The sequence below is a fragment of the Gluconobacter sp. P5B12 genome (genome assembly GCF_018812035.1).
Classification (GTDB): Bacteria; Pseudomonadota; Alphaproteobacteria; order Acetobacterales; family Acetobacteraceae; genus Gluconobacter.
The window spans coordinates 80,702-96,414 of record NZ_JACRVV010000006.1 but is presented as its reverse complement, the minus strand read 5'-3'; the positions used below and the strand labels follow the sequence as shown (position 1 = coordinate 96,414).

Here is a 15,713-nt window from a genome sequence, read left to right as displayed (position 1 = left end):
GAAATGGGCTCATTTCATTTTCAAAGACAAACCCGCCGCCACGAACAGCACTTCTCCGGCGACTGCGGCGATCTTCTGATGAAGAAGACCCGCTTCATCGCGGAAACGCCGCGCCAGGGCATTGTCCGGGACAATTCCGAGCCCTACCTCGTTGCCCACAAGAACGGTCCGGCCTTTCCGTGTTTGCAACGCCTCGAGAAGATCTTTCGTCGCCGTGTGAATATTACGATCTTCCAGAATGAGATTTGTCAGCCATAAAGTCAGGCAATCAACCAGGACCGGCGCGCGCTGCTCGGCCTGTAAAACACCTGCGATATCAAATGGCTCTTCAACTGTACGCCACCCTTTGTTCCCACGGGTGGTACGGTGCAAATCTATCCTGGCCTGCATTTCCTCATCAAAAGCCCGACCGGTCGCGAGGTAAACCCAAGGCGCCGGAAGGTCAGTGATAAGGGCCTCAGCGATCCGGCTTTTTCCTGACCTGGCGCCCCCGAGGACCAGTGACACATCCGGTAGTCCTGTTTGCATGATGGTCTGTGCCACAATGTGTCCTGCGCCTTCTTCTTGCATGGTCCCTGATAACAGCACAAAAGACCTGTCATGCCACCGCACATCATGCCCTCGTCCTGTCAGTCCCCTTTCGCCAGCATGGCAGAACTTCGCACTGCCTGCCTGTCACTTCCAGACCCCGACCCAAAAGTCGCCGCCCTGATAGCGGAGCGAGACGCAACTCTGACCAAACCTCCCGGCAGCCTCGGGCGGTTGGAAGAGCTATCCATTTGGCTCGGTGAATGGCAAGGCCATCAGAAACCAAGGCTAGAGCACGTTCAGATAACAATTTTCGCAGGGAATCATGGTGTGGTCCGCCGGGGCGTATCTCCGTGGCCTTCGGATGTTACGGCCCAGATGGTGTCAAATTTTCAGCGTGGAGGCGCAGCAATCAACCAGCTTGCCCGAAATGCTGGTGCGGACCTTGCTGTTGTTCCCGTCCGAAACTTAACGGCCACGGCAGATTTCACAGCTTTCCCAGCTATGAGCGAAGAGGAGTTCCTTGATGCGGTCTCGGTCGGATACACCGCTGTATCCCCCATGCTGGATCTGTTCTGCCCAGGCGAAATGGGCATCGGCAACACAACCCCTTCCGCCGCACTCTGTGCTGCCCTTCTAGGAGGCACTGGCGCGGACTGGGCAGGACGTGGAACGGGTCTCGATCAGGCGGGCGTTAACCTCAAGGCTTCTGTTATTGATGAGGCCCTGTGTCTGCACGCGGCGTCACTTAGCGACCCCTTGGATACCGCACGTTGTCTGGGTGGTTACGAACTGGCCGCCATATTGGGAAGTGCTCTGGCCGCCAGACACCATCGTATCCCGGTTCTGCTTGACGGCTTCGTCTGTACCGCAGCCGTGCTGCCATTGATCAAACTGACTGCCTCAGCACTCGACCACACAAAGCTCTCGCATTGTTCCGCTGAAGCTGGTCACCGCAGGCTGGCAGATGCCCTCAGGCTGAAACCAATACTGGACCTGGGCTTGCGCCTCGGAGAGGGATCTGGGTCTGCGGTTGCCATTCCCGTCCTCAGAGCAGCATTGGCCTGCCACAACGGTATGGCGACGTTCGCAGAGGCTGCCGTTTCCCAATCAGACGTCTCCATTCAATGAGGCTTTGGCGCACCATTCGAGAAGACATCGCCTGTGGTGCGGGCCTGCTGACCCGCCTTCCCTTGGGATGGCTGCGCGTCAGCGGACAGGACTGGTCTCTGGCGCGGTCTGTCTGGTGCTGGCCCCTAATTGGGGCGCTTGTCGGTATTCTCAGCGCATCAATGTTCTTGCTGCTGAGCGCCTTGAGTGTTCCCCCTCTGGTAGCGGCAGCCTGGAGCGTCGGCCTACAAGTTCTCTTAACCGGAGGCCTGCACGAAGACGGACTGGCGGATATGGCGGACGGATGTGGTGGCGGCCATACTCCTGAGAAGCGCCTGACCATCATGCGCGATAGTCGTATCGGCAGCTATGGTGCGCTGGCTCTGGGCATCAGCTTGATTATCCGCATTACGACATTAGCAGCGCTGCCTAATGCAATGATCTTGCCGGCAATGGCTGTCACGGGAGCGCTCTCCCGCGCAGTACTCCCACTCCTGACGTTCATCACAAAGCCTGCGCGTGACAACGGGCTGGCAAAGCAGCTCTCCAGTCTGACGCGGGATCAGCTGCTGGGCACGTTGTTTTCCGGCTTTTGCGTGACGGTGATTTGCCTTCCCGCACAACTGGGCCTCCAAACTCTTCTTGCCGTACTATGCACAATGCTTGGAGTTCGCGCCGTCGCCCGAAAACTGCTCGGCGGATATACAGGAGACGTGCTGGGAGCAACGGCCAGTTTTGCCGAGTGCGTTCTCCTGACAGTGCTGGCCTCAGCATGGAAAAGTTGACACTTTCTCACGAAACGCTACATCCTCTCTCCTAGCGGAAGCAGGGAGAAGCCGGTGCAAATCCGGTGCGGTCGCGCCACTGTAATGCTCGTGAAATCACGTTGCGAAGCCAGACCTCCTTTATCAATTTTCCACCGCAGAACGCGCTTTTCCAGCGGAGCCTATTATGAGCCAGAGCCTTTCCCCGTCCCACCTGCCCGCCAGCATCACCGCACCGGTTGCGCTACCGATCCGCGCGCTCCTTCCATGGGCTGCCTTTACGGTCGTGCTCAGCCTTCTGCTGCTTTATTTTGTTGGTGCAGAACAAGGCGCGACGTCTCTGATTTCAGGGCATGCGGTCCATGAATTTGTTCATGATGGGCGCCATCTGCTCGGCTTCCCCTGCCACTAAACGCAGCATAGTTTTATGACAGGTCGTCTTTTGAGCCGCGGCATGATTGCCGGGATTGCTGCCGCATTGCTTGCATTCGTGTTTGCGCGTTTTTTTGGAGAGCCGCAGGTTAATCTTGCGATTGCATTCGAGAGCGCGAAAGACCTCGCTGCTGGTGAGCCGCCTGAACCGGAAATTATCAGCCGAGACATACAGGCGTCTTTCGGGCTTCTCACCGCTGCCATTATGTATGGTGCGGCTTACGGCGGCATTTTCGCGACTATTTTTGCTTTTGCGTACGGTCGCGTAGGCCGCTTTTCGCCGCGAGCCTTATCTGCACTTCTGGCAGCCGCAGCATTCGTTGTGTTCGTGCTGGTGCCGGACCTGAAATATCCTCCCAATCCCCCTGCCGTTGGCCTTCCATCCACCATCGGCCTAAGAACCGGCGCCTATTTCGGTATGATCGCTCTCTCGCTTTGCGCGGCAGCGGCATCCTATATGGTCAGCCGACCACTCATCCGGCGCCTGGGCCACTGGAACGGTGTGCTAGCCTCTCTCGGTGTCTTCATCATTTTGGTGGCCGCCGTACAAGCCGGTATGCCTGATATCAATGAAGTTCCAACAGATTTCCCGGCAACAGTGCTCTGGCGTTTCCGCGAGGCAGCCTTGGGGATGCAGATCGTTCTGTGGGCTACGATCGGACTGCTCTTCGGGCCTCTGGCATCCCGTGTCCTGACGGCGGGCGCTGGCAAACCTTTTGCACGCAACGGATAAACCATGACGGCACCAGCCTTTTCAGACGATTTCAGAAAAGATCTGGAGCGCCTTTTCACATGGCGTCGGGATGCGAGGCATTTCCAGCGGGACCCTCTGCCAGCATCCTTGTTGGATGATCTCCTGCATGCCTCAACCCTGGCGCCTTCCGTTGGTTTGAGTGAGCCCTGGCGCTTCGTGCTCGTTGAAAACCCAGCGCGAAAAGCAGCCGTTCGGAGGAGCTTCGAAACCTGTAATCGGGAAGCCCTTCAGGGATATGACGGCGAACAAGCAGCATCCTATGCGACGCTCAAACTGGCCGGATTAGATGATGCCCCGCATCATGTCGCCGTCTTCTGCGAAACATTCCCGGATCAAGGACATGGTCTCGGACGTGCGACCATGCCGGAAACAACAACCTGGTCCGCTGTGATGGCTATTCATACGTTCTGGCTGGCCGCAACGGCAGCAGGTGTGGGGCTGGGCTGGGTTTCCATTCTTGAACCTGAGCACGTGTCAGACCTTCTCGACGCCGAGCCCGGATGGAACCTTATCGCGTATCTTTGCATCGGATATCCGGCAGCCCATGCCAAGACGCCAGAACTGGAGCGCATGGGCTGGGAAACAAGAAACCCGGACCGACGTCAGTGGATCAAACGCTGACGTAATGGAGCCTGCTGCTGCCCTGCGGCATTGAAGGTGCTAGCAGGTTGGCCCTCTCTCCTTTGGCAAGCCCATCAAGGAGACGAAGTGGGCCGCCGTGCGAAATGACTAACGCAGCCTCTCCGGCCTGAATGAGGTCTGCCCAGAAAGACTGCACACGCTCCTGTAGCGCTCGGCCACTTTCACCTTTGGGGGGAGAAAACCCTTCAGGATCTTCGGCCCAGCTATCGAGAGCCACACGCGGCACAACATTCCAGGATAGCCCTTCCCACTGGCCAAAATTTAGTTCCAGTAGCCGGTCATCCAAGCGCAGCGGCCAACCAGTCTGCGCCTCAAGTCTTCGCGCGACAGACAGACACCGGGCCGATGGTGACGTGTAGATAACTGAACAGCCGGCACCCCTTGCGAGGGTCAACAGACCAGCGGCCTGAGTCTCCCACCCCGTTCTGAGTTCCATTTCCTGTCGCCCATAACAAAGGCCTTCACTCCCCTCAACGGGAGGATGGCGGGACAGGAGAACCGGAATGGTAAGAGTGGTCATTAATCGTAGATGGGGGTGCGACGCGTTTTCCGTCAACCAGCCAGTCCGATGATTTTATGCCATTTCCTGATCAGCAATCCGATGTGTAAGGTGTGCCTCATCTCGTCAGACACGCGTTATGACAAAGACTGAGGACATGATGCACAAATCTTCCCTTCGAAACCGCCTGAAATTGGCTACCGCTCTTGCCGCTTTTGCCATAGCTCCGCTCGCGACCGGCATTTCCGGAGCCTATGCAGCGTCTGACGCCGGCGCCTCCGGCCCCATCGACCCGGCCCGGATGTCGGAGACAATGCGGGTTCTGGCATCGGACTCATTTGAGGGACGTGCCCCTGGCACCCCAGGTGAGGCCGTCACGGTCAAGTGGCTGATCGACCAGTATCAGAAGCTTGGACTGGAACCTGGCGGCGAAAACGGCGGATGGACGCAGAATGTCCCCATGATCCGTACCCGTCCTGATCCGAAAGCAATCGCGACGATCAAGACACGGGGTCAGGCTACTCTGCCGCTTCATCAACTGACAGATATCGTCATGTCGACGCTCCAGCCGATCGAACGCCTTCAACTATCAAACGTCCCTCTGGTTTTCGTCGGCTATGGTGTGACGGCGCCGGAACGTCGCTGGAATGACTTCAAGCAGGTTGATCTACACGGCAAGATTGCAGTTTTCCTGGTGAATGATCCTGATTTCGATGCTGGACCAGAGGAGCCAGTCGCTGGCCGCTTTGGCGGCAAGACCATGACGTATTACGGCCGCTGGACGTACAAGTTCGAAGAAGCAGCCCGTCGCGGTGCAGCTGGAGCGCTGATCATTCACGATACTCCGGGCGCGTCCTATCCATGGAGCACCGTCGTCGCACCTCAGGGTGAAGAGTATGACATTCTTCACGACGATAAGGACCTGAAGTCCGTACCGATGATCGGCTGGATCGAAGGCAATGCAGCCAAAACATTGTTTGCGCGCGCCGGGCTGGATCTGAACCGTCTGCGTCGTCAGGCGCGTTCGCCAGATTTCCATCCGGTCAACATTCATGACACGACGCTTTCAGTGGATATGCCGGTCAAGGTCGATCACCTCCAGAGCCAGAACGTCATCGGCAAGATCACGGGTACGGATTATCCCGACGAAACCGTGATGTTCGGCGCGCACTGGGATGCGTTTGGCAAAAGCACCGATGCCGCAGGCAAGACCGTTATTCGGCGTGGAGCGATTGATGACGGCTCTGGTATTGCAGCCGTTCTGGAAATCGCACGGGCTTTCAAGAACGGGCCGAAACCAAAACGGACTGTCAGTTTTGCATCCTGGACCGGTGAAGAGCGTGGCCTTCTGGGATCGAGCTGGTATGTCGCCCATCCGCTGGCACCGCTGGACAAGACTGCGGCCAACCTGACCATGGATGTACTGCAGATGGCAGGCCCGGCTCATAATGCCTTCATTATCGGCGCTGGACAGGACACTCTGCAGGACGACTTCGCAGCCGCAGCCCTTAAGCAAGGCCGTACAACCCAACCGGAAGCCATGCCGGAGCGCGGAGCCTTCTACCGTGCGGACCATCTGCCTTTCGCTCGGGCTGGCGTGCCCGTTCTCGCGGTTATGGATATGGCTGGCCCGTTCGATCTTCTTCAGGGTGGAACAGCCGCAGGCAGCAAATGGCTGACGGCATATATGGCCTGCTATCATCAGGCCTGCGATGCCTGGAGCCCTGACTGGGACGTCCGAGGTGCGGCGCAGGACGTCGATGTTGTCCGCCAGGTCGGATATAATGCGGCCTTCTCGCATGATTGGCCGACGTGGAAAGGTGGCTCCGAGTTCCGGGCCATCCGTGAAAAGAGCAACGACGTTCGTTCGGCTCACTAAACTTCAGGTTCAGGCGGCTCGGAGAAAGAGCCGCCTGAATTCTGATTTTAAACGATATATTGTGGAAATTTCTTAATCCGTTTCGTAGCGAAGAACATTTCCAGCGGCCTTGTTCAAGCAGGTGGCAATCCACGCTTGGCATCATGCGCGCTTGAGAGTTTGCGCGCTTTGAACAAAGTCCCTGCAACCCATTCATAGATGAGATCGAGATGGACAATCGCGTTGGCGAAATGCAGGTTTTCCTACGGGTAGTCGAAAGCGGCAGTTTCTCGGAAGCCGCCCGGCTGCTGGTCATGACGCCGTCAACCGTCAGCAAGCTCATCGCCAGAATTGAAGCCCGTCTGGGTGTCCGCCTGATCGAACGTTCGACCCGCCGCCTTTCCGTAACGCAGGAGGGACAGACCTATTATACGCGCGCTGTCAGCCTGATAGCGGATCTCGATGATATTGAAAGTAGCCTCACAACGGGAACCATGCAGCCCAGAGGGACAGTCCGGGTCAATGCGTCCGTTGCGTTCGGCACCCTTGGACTGGAGCCATTCCTCCCCGCGTTCTGGAATGCCTATCCGGATATTCTGATTGATCTCTCACTTTCTGACGACGTAACAGACCTTTACCTTGACCGGACAGACGTCGCCTTCCGTGTCGGCCGACTGCAGGATTCAGGCCTTACAGTCCGTCACCTGGGGGCGGTGCCACGCAGGATTGTAGCCTCACCCACCTATCTTGAACGACACGGAACGCCTCAGACCGTTGCGGATTTAGACAGCCATCAATGCCTTGGGTTCAACTTCCAGCGCACAACCCCTGTCTGGCCGTTTCAGGAGAAAGGGCGGCTGATTGACCGCCGCGTGCACGGCCCCCTTCTGGCAAATAATGGTGAAACGGTAAGGCGTATGGCCCTGCAAGGCGTCGGCTTGGCACGGCTTGGCGAATATCATGTCCGTGAAGACCTGAAGACTGGCCGCTTGGTTGAAGTTCTAAGTGATGCCACGATCCAGGACGAAGAAGACATTCATGCCCTCTTCCCTGCAGGACATCAGAGCCCACCGCGAGTGCGTGCCTTTCTTGATTTCATGGTTCCGCGAATACAGGATTATCTCAAGGTGCCTTGATCCGTGACGTGCCCTTACGGAGAGGCCGCGCGGCCCAGTATGCGGCCAGAACGGAGCCGGACACATTGTGCCAGACAGAGAAAACTGCCCCTGGAAGCGCCGCAAGGGGTGAGAAGTAAAGACGGCCCAAGGTTGCGGCGAGCGCCGAGTTCTGCATCCCGACTTCAAGAGCAAGCGTTCGGCAGACGGACTCATCAAAGCCCAGAAGTCTACCGCCCCAGTATCCCCCCAACAAACCAATAGCGTTATGCAGAATAACGCCCAGGATCAAAAGGGGGCCTGCTTGAGCCAAGGAGGGACCGGCGCCAGCGACGACGCAACCAATGATCAACAAAATGGACACCATGGCCACGGGCGGCAAGGCGCTCTCAATCCGCTGGATGGTCCGATGCCACAGCGTATTGACGATCACACCGGCAAAAACCGGTAACGCAACCATGGTAATGATGCTTCGGAACAACCCCCAGCTATCAACAGAGACACCCGCAGACACATACAGTCGTGTCAGTAAGGGCGTTGCAAAAATTCCTACCAAAGTAGACAGCGCACTAATACTGACGGACAGCGCGACGTCCCCTTTGGAGAGAAAAATCATCACATTGGAGGCTGTGCCGCTAGAGACACAGCCCACAAGAACCATGCCCGTCGCCAGACCGGGAGGCATACCGAGCAGATGCGCAATCCCCCATGCCGCCAAAGGCATGACGAGATAATGCAATCCTACCCCCGCCAGAACAGGATAAGGGCGCCGGGCAATGCGGGAAAAATCCTGCACTGTCAGAGAAACGCCCATTGTAAACATGATAAACGCGAGAAGCGGTGTGATGACCGGCAACAGCTTCAGGAACGGCGCGGGAAACAGGATGGCTGCCAGCGAGACCAGAATGGCCCAGATCGGGAAAAGGCGCGTCATCATCTGGCGGAGCGTCTCCATTGTTAGAACACGGGTAAGGTAATGTTCCTCATACCGTCACCCTGTCCACTTGGGAAAAGGACAGCCGTCAGATCGGCAATTCGGGATCGGCCTTGACCTCTTCCATGACGGTATAGGTGTGCGTCTGCCGAACCCCTGGGAGCCGGGTCAGGGTTTTCCCCAGAAAATTACGATATGCGGTCATATCCTTGACCCGTGCCTTCACCAGATAGTCGAACCCACCTGCAACCATATAACACTCGCTGACCTGAGGAATGGTTTTGAGTGCTTTAGAAAATGCCTCGAAAATATCCGGACTGGTCCGATCCAGCGTAACCTGAATAAAAACAAGCAGCCCAAGATTGACGGTTTCAGGGTCCAAGCGGGCCATATAGCCGCGGATTACCCCGCTTTGCTCCAGCTTTTTGACGCGTTCCAGCGTAGCGGCCGGGCTCAGATGAATCTGCCGTGACAGATCAATGTTAGTGATGCGGCCATCCTTCTGAAGAAACCTCAGAATTCTGCGATCTATGTCATCCACTTCGCACCACCTGCTAAATATAATTTTCCATAAATTCGATAAACCGAATTTAATTCGTCGTCTCCCTTAAAATACCAGCACCTGTTTCGCAAACGTTTCAATATCTGTGAGAGACCATCAGAACAGCGGTATCCTCATGACCTCACCTTTCGCGTCCCTTGCAGCCATCGTTCCGCCGCGGTCTCCGTTACGTCAGGCCATCACCGACCACACCCGTGTAGCGGAAGCCCCCCGGGTGACGGAGCTTTCGCGTGAAGCTCGCCTTGAGGGCGATCAGGCTGCCCTCGCCCGTCAGACAGCAAGGCGTTTGGTCGAAGCTCTTCGTCAAGGTCGCAGTAGCGGCATCGTTCAGGATCTGGTGCAGGAATACGATCTCTCCTCTCAGGAGGGTGTCGCCCTGATGTGCCTGGCGGAGGCCCTGCTTCGTATCCCTGACCTTCCCACACGTGACGCTCTCATTCGCGACAAGATCGGGAACGGTCAATGGCATGAGCATATCAGTCGCAAGTCTTCCCTGTTCGTAAACGCAGCAACCTGGGGGCTAGTCGTCTCCGGCAAGGTCCTGTCGACGGAAGAGACAAAAGCGCTGCCGGGAAGCCTCAAACGCCTGATCGGGCGGTGCGGTGAGCCTGTGATCCGCAAGGGCGTCGATATGGCAATGCGTATGATGGGTGAGCAGTTTGTAACCGGCCAAACCATCGCGAACGCGCTAGAAAACAGCAACCCCCTCGTCGCAAAGGGGTTCCGTTACTCCTACGACATGCTGGGAGAAGCTGCCACGACCATGGCGGACGCTGATCGGTATTACCGTGACTATGAAACGGCCATTCACGCTATTGGCCAGGCCTCAGCGGGCGCTGGCACCTATCAAGGCCCCGGTATTTCAGTCAAGCTATCTGCACTGCATCCGCGCTATAGCCGCCTCCAGAGGGAACGCGTTCTCGCCGAGTTGGGCCCTCGCCTGACAGCACTCGCGCGCCTTGCCTGTCACTATGACATCGGTTTCAACATCGATGCTGAAGAGACAGACCGGCTAGAGCTCTCTCTGGACCTGCTGGAAACGCTTTGTTTCGACCCAGCCCTGAAAGACTGGAAGGGCATTGGCTTCGTTGTTCAGGCTTATCAGAAGCGTGCGCCGTTCGTACTCGACTGGGTGATTGATCTGGCACGTCGCACAAATCACCGCCTGATGGTCCGGCTGGTTAAGGGTGCCTATTGGGACAGTGAAATTAAACGTGCCCAGGTCGATGGGATGGAGGATTTTCCGCTCTTCACGCAGAAGATCCATACCGACATTTCCTACATTGCCTGCGCCAAGAAGCTTCTGGCTGCTCCAGACGCCATTTTTCCACAGTTTGCAACGCATAATGCGCAGACGCTGGCCAGCGTTCACGCCTTGGCAGGCCCGAATTTCACGACTGAGTCCTACGAATTTCAATGCCTGCACGGCATGGGAGAAACGCTGTACAAAGAAGTTGTTGGTCCGGAAAAGCTGAATCGGCCCGTCCGTGTCTATGCTCCTGTGGGCACGCATGAAACGCTCTTGGCCTATCTCGTACGCCGCCTACTGGAAAATGGCGCGAATTCGTCTTTTGTGAACCGAATTCAGGATCCCGCAGTTTCGGTGGAAGAGCTGATCACCGACCCCGTCACGCTCTCCGCCAATGCCCTCCCCAGCACCCTGAGCCTACCAAACGACCTTTTCCAGCCTGAGCGTGAAAACTCGCATGGGCTGGATCTTGCAGACGAAAACACTTTGAAAACACTTGGTGTTGCCCTGAATAAGGAGACCTCATTTGGTGAAACAGCGGGTGACGATGTTGTCAATCCTGCCGACAAGTCAGATGTCATTGGATGTATCAAACCCACGGCTGTCGAAAGCGTAGGGGCTGTCATCAGCAAAGCCGTAACGGGTTTTGATGTCTGGAAGAACACACCAGTCTCCGAACGCGCTACATGTCTGGAGACGGCCGCTCAGAGCCTCGAAGACGACATGCCCAGACTGATGGGACTGATTATCCGGGAAGCCGGAAAGACCCTTGCCAATGCGGTGTCTGAAATCCGCGAGGCTGTAGACTTCCTACGCTATTATGCTGCCCAGATCCGCCGCGACTTTACTGCTGACAATGCTGCGCCACTGGGTCCCGTCGTCTGCATTAGCCCCTGGAACTTCCCTCTTGCCATTTTTCTGGGGCAGGTTTCTGCTTCCCTGGCAGCCGGGAACAGCGTTCTCGCCAAACCCGCGGAAGAAACACCTCTCATTGCGCAAGAAGCTATCCGCATTCTCCATGCTGCCGGAGTGCCAGCAGAAGCCTTACAGCTTGTGCTAGGTGGAGGCGAAATCGGAGCGGCGCTCGTCGCAGATCCCCGCATAACGGGCGTTCTGTTCACCGGCTCGACGGAAGTCGCAAAGCTGATCCAAAAGCAGCTTGCCGGGCGCCTGAATGCGGATAGCACACCTATTCCTCTGATTGCGGAGACGGGCGGCCAGAATGCGCTTGTTGTGGATAGCTCAGCTCTGTCCGAACAGGTCGTCGGGGATGTGCTGTCTTCCGCCTTTGACAGTGCCGGACAGCGATGCAGCGCACTCAGGGTACTGTGCCTGCAAAACGATAGCGCAGATCGTGTTCTGACGATGCTCAAAGGGGCGATGGCAGAACTGCGTACGGGAAATCCAGCTCTTCCGCAGACAGATGTCGGGCCAGTCATCACAGAAGAGGCTCAGAGCGGAATTCTCAGCCACATTGAGGACATGCGCGCTCGTGGTTTTTCGATCCATCAGTCTGCAATTTCTGAAGAGTGCGCAAACGGGACCTTTGTGCCGCCGACCCTGATTGAAATCGACAATTTGTCAGCTCTGCGCCGAGAGGTTTTTGGGCCGGTTCTGCATGTTGTCAGATATCGCCGTGAAGAACGCGCGCAGTTGATGGCAGCCATCAACAACACCGGATATGCCCTGACCTTCGGCGTTCACTCACGCATCGACAGTACGATTGAAGATCTTAAAGCCACCTCAGATGCGGGAAATATCTACGTCAACCGCAACCTTGTGGGCGCCGTCGTAGGGTCTCAGCCGTTTGGGGGACACGGCCTATCCGGAACCGGCCCGAAGGCAGGTGGCCCGCTTTACCTGCGTCGCCTTCTGTCCCGATGCCCTGAACTGAGTGCTCTGGCGCACCATGACCTGCCAGTTGTCCTGAATTTTGCCGGGCAGTGGTTAAGGGCCATAGCACCAGACTTCAGAGCCGTTGTGCCTGCCGGAACGCCTTTGGGAACAACCCTTTCCCTCCCCGGTCCTGTCGGAGAAGACAACGTTTACACTTTGACAGCACGAGGCACCGTGCTGTGTGCAGGGCCTACACTTGAGGATCTGTGTCAGCAAATCACAGATGCCCTGTCCACTGGGAATGCCTGTGCGATCCCTGCGGAAATCTGGCGCCGTTTGCCCCCACCGCCTGCGGCCTTGGGAGCCTCTATCCTTCCACTATCAACAGACGTTCAGGTGGATGTGGCGCTGTGCAATGGCGATGCAACAGACCGCAAGCAGGTCTTGGCAGCACTGGAACGTAAAGACGGGCCAGTAGTCTGCCTGCACACACCAGATGCAGACGGACGTTACCCACTCGAATGGCTGGTTCAGGAGCGGGCCTGCAGCACCAATACGACGGCTGCTGGCGGAAATGCAGCTCTTATGGCGACGGTTTAGTATTCATACGAGACACACTCCCATCGTGGTCATACAGGCTGCGGTGGGAGGTCTTGGTTTAAAGAGACAGACGCATCAAACCTGCCTGCCACTTTCATGTCAGGACCGAGTGTGCGACCCTTGCGCCACCATTGAAACAAAGCGTTACGCTGTTTCTTCAATATTCTGACTGATTAAGGATACGCATCGTTATGCGCCGCCTTCTGGCTTTCAGCACCCTTCTTGCCGGTCTTCCCTTTGCCATGGTGGCGCATGCCGAAGGAACGTTTTCCTTCCAGCAGACACCAGGCCAACTTCCCAAAACCGTTGTTCCGGCCTCCTATGCCATCGATCTCGAAACAGACCCGGAGCATCTGACCCTCAAGGGCCAGGAAACCATCGACGTCACGGTTCTAACAGATACGCAGGACATTGTTCTCAATCAGGCCGGACTGAAGCTGTCTGGTGCCGTTCTGGATGGGGCGCAGCATGCGACCATCACTCAGGATGACGCTGCAGAAACTGCCACGCTGCATTTCTCACAGCCTGTTCCCAAGGGCCCCCACACTCTATCCATCAATTACACGGGCCCAATCCTCAAGACGCCAAATGGCCTCTACATCAACGATTATACGTCAGCCACCGGTCAGGCACGCCGCATGCTGGTGACGCAGTTCGAAGTTGCTGATGCCCGCCGCATGTTCCCCGGATGGGATGAACCCGCATTCAAGGCCAGCTTCCAGCTGAATGTAACGTTGCCGTTTGATGATGTTGCTGTCAGCAATATGCCCATTATCGGCACCACGCAGCAGGACACTAAGACCAAGCGCGTTTCCTTTGCCCCAACACCTCGCATGTCCAGCTACCTGCTGGCACTTGTTGCCGGTGACATGGGAGCCGTTCATGGAGAGGCTGACGGCACGCCCATGAGTGTGTATGCTCCGGCCGGCCTTGAGGAACAGGGTCGGTATGCTCTTGAATCAGCCCAGCGCATTCTGCCGTATTACAACAGCTATTTCGGGGTGAAATATCCTCTCCCAAAAATGGATATGCTGGCCATTCCAGGGAATTATCAGGCCGGTGCGATGGAGAACTGGGGCGCTCTCACATACATCGACAATGTGCTTCTGTTTGACCCAAAAAACAGCACACCCAAAACACGCGAGCTGATTCACGAAGTCGTTGCGCATGAGATGGCGCATCAGTGGTCTGGCGATCTTGTGACGATGGGCTGGTGGAACAACATCTGGCTCAACGAGGGCTTTGCGTCCTGGATGGAAATCAAGGTCACGGACAAGCTGAACCCACAGTGGGACATCTGGCCACGCCAGCATGAGACCCGCGAAGAAACGATGGGCATTGATGCCCTTTCAACGACCCATCCGATCCAGCAGACCATTCACAACGTCAGTGAAGCAAATTCAGCGTTTGACAGCATCAGCTATGGCAAAGGCGAGCTGGTCATCCGGATGCTGGAAGGCTGGCTGGGTGAGGACAAATTCCGTGATGGCATGCGGGCCTACATGAAAGCTCACGCATTCGGCAATGCTACCAGTCAGGATCTGTGGAATGCCCTTTCGTCCACCTCTGGCGAAGACGTTGCCAAGGTAGCGCGCAGCTTTACGGAGCAGCCAGGTATCCCACAGGTTAATGTCACATCGTTCTGTCAGAATGATCAGGCCACCTACACACTCACCCAGAGCCGCTTCACAATCCATGACCCACAGGCTCAGCCTCTAACATGGAGCGTTCCGGTTGTGGCTGGCGGACCAGGACTTCCGACAAAAACCCTCGTTCTCGGCACTGAACCCGTCACTATCACAGCGCCCCGTTGCGATACGGCCTTCAAACTCAATCTTGGCGAGAGCGGCTATTATCGCGTTTCTTATGACAAGAACGCGCTCGGCGCCCTTGCAACATCTCTCAGCAAATTTGCTCCCGTTGATCGCGCCAACCTGCTTGGGGACCAGTATGCCCTTTTCCGGTCAGGACAGGCCAAACTTGGGTCTTATCTGGATCTGGTCGATACTCTGACCGCAGCGCATGAGAGCGACATTGCGGTTCTGGAAGAGATTATCAGCCGCATTGAAACGATTGATCAGTACGAAATCGGCAATGCCGATCGTGATGACTTCCAGACATATGCTCGCAGCCGTCTGGCACCGGTTCTGGCGCGTTTGGGCTGGGACGAAAAGCCGCACGAGAACGTTCTCGACACGATGCTGCGCCCATCAGTGATCAGCGCACTCGGAACATTCAACGATCCGCAGGTTATTGCGGAAGCCAAGCGTCGCTTTGCGCTCTGGAAGGCAAACCCAGCCTCTCTCCGTCCCGATCTTGTCGGTGCCGTTACGACCATTGCCATGAAGACGGCGGATGGCCAGACATATGACTTCATGGCTGACAAAGTTCGCACCACCCAAGCGACGGAACTCAAACTGCGCTACTTCGCAGCTCTTGCCAGCGCAACCAACCCGGATCTGATCCGCAAGAACGTGGCCCTCGCCTATAGCGGAGCCATTCCGAACGGGCGGATTGCACGGTCACTGGCCGTCATTGCAGCATCGAGCGAAAATCCTGATCTGGTGTGGCAACTGGTGCAGGAGCATGAGGCAGATATTCGCACGCATCTGGCTCCGTGGTCACAGGATGACTTCTTGGCCTCAATCGCCGCACACTCCAATAGCCCACAGGTCCTGGAGGCACTCCAGAATGATCCTTGGTCCACGAAGACAACAGGTGCGAAAATCGCGACAGCAAAAGCGGTCAATACGATCAATGCCCGTCAGGACGCTATTAAAGCCACTCAGGAACAAATCCACGAGTGGCTGGCAACGCATCACTGATTGCT

13 protein-coding genes and 1 riboswitch are annotated in these 15,713 nt (G+C 56.6%); of the genes, 9 read left to right on the top strand and 4 right to left on the bottom strand.

Annotated elements, in window-relative coordinates:
- Window positions 1-9: 9 nt before the first annotated feature.
- Window positions 10-528, bottom strand: a complete 519-nt coding sequence (gene cobU / locus KP702_RS11370) for a bifunctional adenosylcobinamide kinase/adenosylcobinamide-phosphate guanylyltransferase (RefSeq protein ID WP_202208020.1) — start codon at window positions 526-528, stop codon at window positions 10-12.
- Between the two features lie 72 nt (window positions 529-600).
- Between cobU and cobT the strand changes: the two genes are divergently transcribed.
- From cobT to bluB, 5 genes are all read left to right on the top strand, one after another.
- A complete protein-coding gene (cobT, locus tag KP702_RS11365; RefSeq protein ID WP_237390008.1) occupies window positions 601-1,659 on the top strand; it encodes a nicotinate-nucleotide--dimethylbenzimidazole phosphoribosyltransferase in 1,059 nt (352 codons plus the stop codon).
- Window positions 1,656-2,423, top strand: coding sequence for an adenosylcobinamide-GDP ribazoletransferase (gene cobS, locus KP702_RS11360; protein ID WP_202207947.1), 768 nt, complete (start codon window positions 1,656-1,658; stop codon window positions 2,421-2,423). The genes cobT and cobS overlap by 4 nt, the downstream gene beginning before the upstream one ends.
- 1 nt (window position 2,424) lies before the next feature.
- Window positions 2,425-2,563, top strand: a riboswitch (cobalamin riboswitch).
- Window positions 2,564-2,589: 26 nt separating this feature from the next.
- A complete protein-coding gene (locus KP702_RS11355) occupies window positions 2,590-2,814 on the top strand; it encodes a CbtB-domain containing protein (protein WP_202207948.1) in 225 nt (74 codons plus the stop codon).
- Between the two features lie 15 nt (window positions 2,815-2,829).
- Window positions 2,830-3,567 carry a CbtA family protein gene (locus tag KP702_RS11350; protein ID WP_215768969.1) on the top strand — a complete coding sequence of 246 codons (738 nt, stop codon included), beginning with the start codon at window positions 2,830-2,832 and terminating at the stop codon, window positions 3,565-3,567.
- Between the two features lie 3 nt (window positions 3,568-3,570).
- A complete protein-coding gene (gene bluB, locus KP702_RS11345) occupies window positions 3,571-4,209 on the top strand; it encodes a 5,6-dimethylbenzimidazole synthase (protein WP_215768968.1) in 639 nt (212 codons plus the stop codon).
- Here bluB and KP702_RS11340 read toward each other — a convergent pair.
- Window positions 4,199-4,750, bottom strand: a complete 552-nt coding sequence (locus tag KP702_RS11340) for a histidine phosphatase family protein (protein ID WP_215768967.1) — start codon at window positions 4,748-4,750, stop codon at window positions 4,199-4,201. The genes bluB and KP702_RS11340 overlap by 11 nt on opposite strands.
- Window positions 4,751-4,889: 139 nt before the next feature.
- Between KP702_RS11340 and KP702_RS11335 the strand changes: the two genes are divergently transcribed.
- Together KP702_RS11335 and KP702_RS11330 are read left to right on the top strand one after the other, a co-directional pair.
- Window positions 4,890-6,608 (top strand): M20/M25/M40 family metallo-hydrolase, encoded by a 1,719-nt coding sequence (locus KP702_RS11335; RefSeq protein WP_215769003.1) that lies wholly within the window; start codon window positions 4,890-4,892, stop codon window positions 6,606-6,608.
- Between the two features lie 209 nt (window positions 6,609-6,817).
- Window positions 6,818-7,723, top strand: a complete 906-nt coding sequence (locus KP702_RS11330; protein ID WP_215768966.1) for a LysR family transcriptional regulator — start codon at window positions 6,818-6,820, stop codon at window positions 7,721-7,723.
- Here the strand turns inward: KP702_RS11330 and KP702_RS11325 are convergent.
- Window positions 7,710-8,639, bottom strand: a complete 930-nt coding sequence (locus tag KP702_RS11325; RefSeq protein WP_215768965.1) for a bile acid:sodium symporter family protein — start codon at window positions 8,637-8,639, stop codon at window positions 7,710-7,712. The two genes, KP702_RS11330 and KP702_RS11325, sit on opposite strands and share 14 nt — an antisense overlap.
- An 85-nt stretch (window positions 8,640-8,724) precedes the next feature.
- Entirely contained in the window at window positions 8,725-9,177 is a 453-nt protein-coding gene (locus KP702_RS11320) for an Lrp/AsnC ligand binding domain-containing protein (protein WP_046901941.1), read from the bottom strand.
- Between the two features lie 136 nt (window positions 9,178-9,313).
- Here KP702_RS11320 and putA point away from each other — a divergent pair, with 136 nt between their 5' ends.
- Together putA and KP702_RS11310 are read left to right on the top strand one after the other, a co-directional pair.
- A complete protein-coding gene (gene putA, locus KP702_RS11315) occupies window positions 9,314-12,883 on the top strand; it encodes a bifunctional proline dehydrogenase/L-glutamate gamma-semialdehyde dehydrogenase PutA (RefSeq protein ID WP_215768964.1) in 3,570 nt (1,189 codons plus the stop codon).
- Window positions 12,884-13,074: 191 nt separating this feature from the next.
- Window positions 13,075-15,708 (top strand): M1 family metallopeptidase, encoded by a 2,634-nt coding sequence (locus KP702_RS11310; RefSeq protein ID WP_215768963.1) that lies wholly within the window; start codon window positions 13,075-13,077, stop codon window positions 15,706-15,708.
- Window positions 15,709-15,713 lie beyond the last annotated feature (5 nt).

Excerpts from the sequence above, each read along its gene's own strand:
- cobU (WP_202208020.1), bottom strand. The coding sequence starts at position 528 with ATGCAAACAGGACTACCGGATGTGTCACTGGTCCTCGGGGGCGCCAGG.
- bluB (WP_215768968.1), top strand. The coding sequence starts at position 3,571 with ATGACGGCACCAGCCTTTTCAGACGATTTCAGAAAAGATCTGGAGCGC.
- cobS (WP_202207947.1), top strand. The coding sequence starts at position 1,656 with ATGAGGCTTTGGCGCACCATTCGAGAAGACATCGCCTGTGGTGCGGGC.
- KP702_RS11340 (WP_215768967.1), bottom strand. The coding sequence starts at position 4,750 with ATGACCACTCTTACCATTCCGGTTCTCCTGTCCCGCCATCCTCCCGTT.
- cobT (WP_237390008.1), top strand. The coding sequence starts at position 601 with ATGCCACCGCACATCATGCCCTCGTCCTGTCAGTCCCCTTTCGCCAGC.
- KP702_RS11335 (WP_215769003.1), top strand. The coding sequence starts at position 4,890 with ATGCACAAATCTTCCCTTCGAAACCGCCTGAAATTGGCTACCGCTCTT.
- KP702_RS11310 (WP_215768963.1), top strand. The coding sequence starts at position 13,075 with ATGCGCCGCCTTCTGGCTTTCAGCACCCTTCTTGCCGGTCTTCCCTTT.
- putA (WP_215768964.1), top strand. The coding sequence starts at position 9,314 with ATGACCTCACCTTTCGCGTCCCTTGCAGCCATCGTTCCGCCGCGGTCT.
- KP702_RS11330 (WP_215768966.1), top strand. The coding sequence starts at position 6,818 with ATGGACAATCGCGTTGGCGAAATGCAGGTTTTCCTACGGGTAGTCGAA.
- KP702_RS11325 (WP_215768965.1), bottom strand. The coding sequence starts at position 8,639 with ATGATGACGCGCCTTTTCCCGATCTGGGCCATTCTGGTCTCGCTGGCA.
- KP702_RS11355 (WP_202207948.1), top strand. The coding sequence starts at position 2,590 with ATGAGCCAGAGCCTTTCCCCGTCCCACCTGCCCGCCAGCATCACCGCA.
- KP702_RS11350 (WP_215768969.1), top strand. The coding sequence starts at position 2,830 with ATGACAGGTCGTCTTTTGAGCCGCGGCATGATTGCCGGGATTGCTGCC.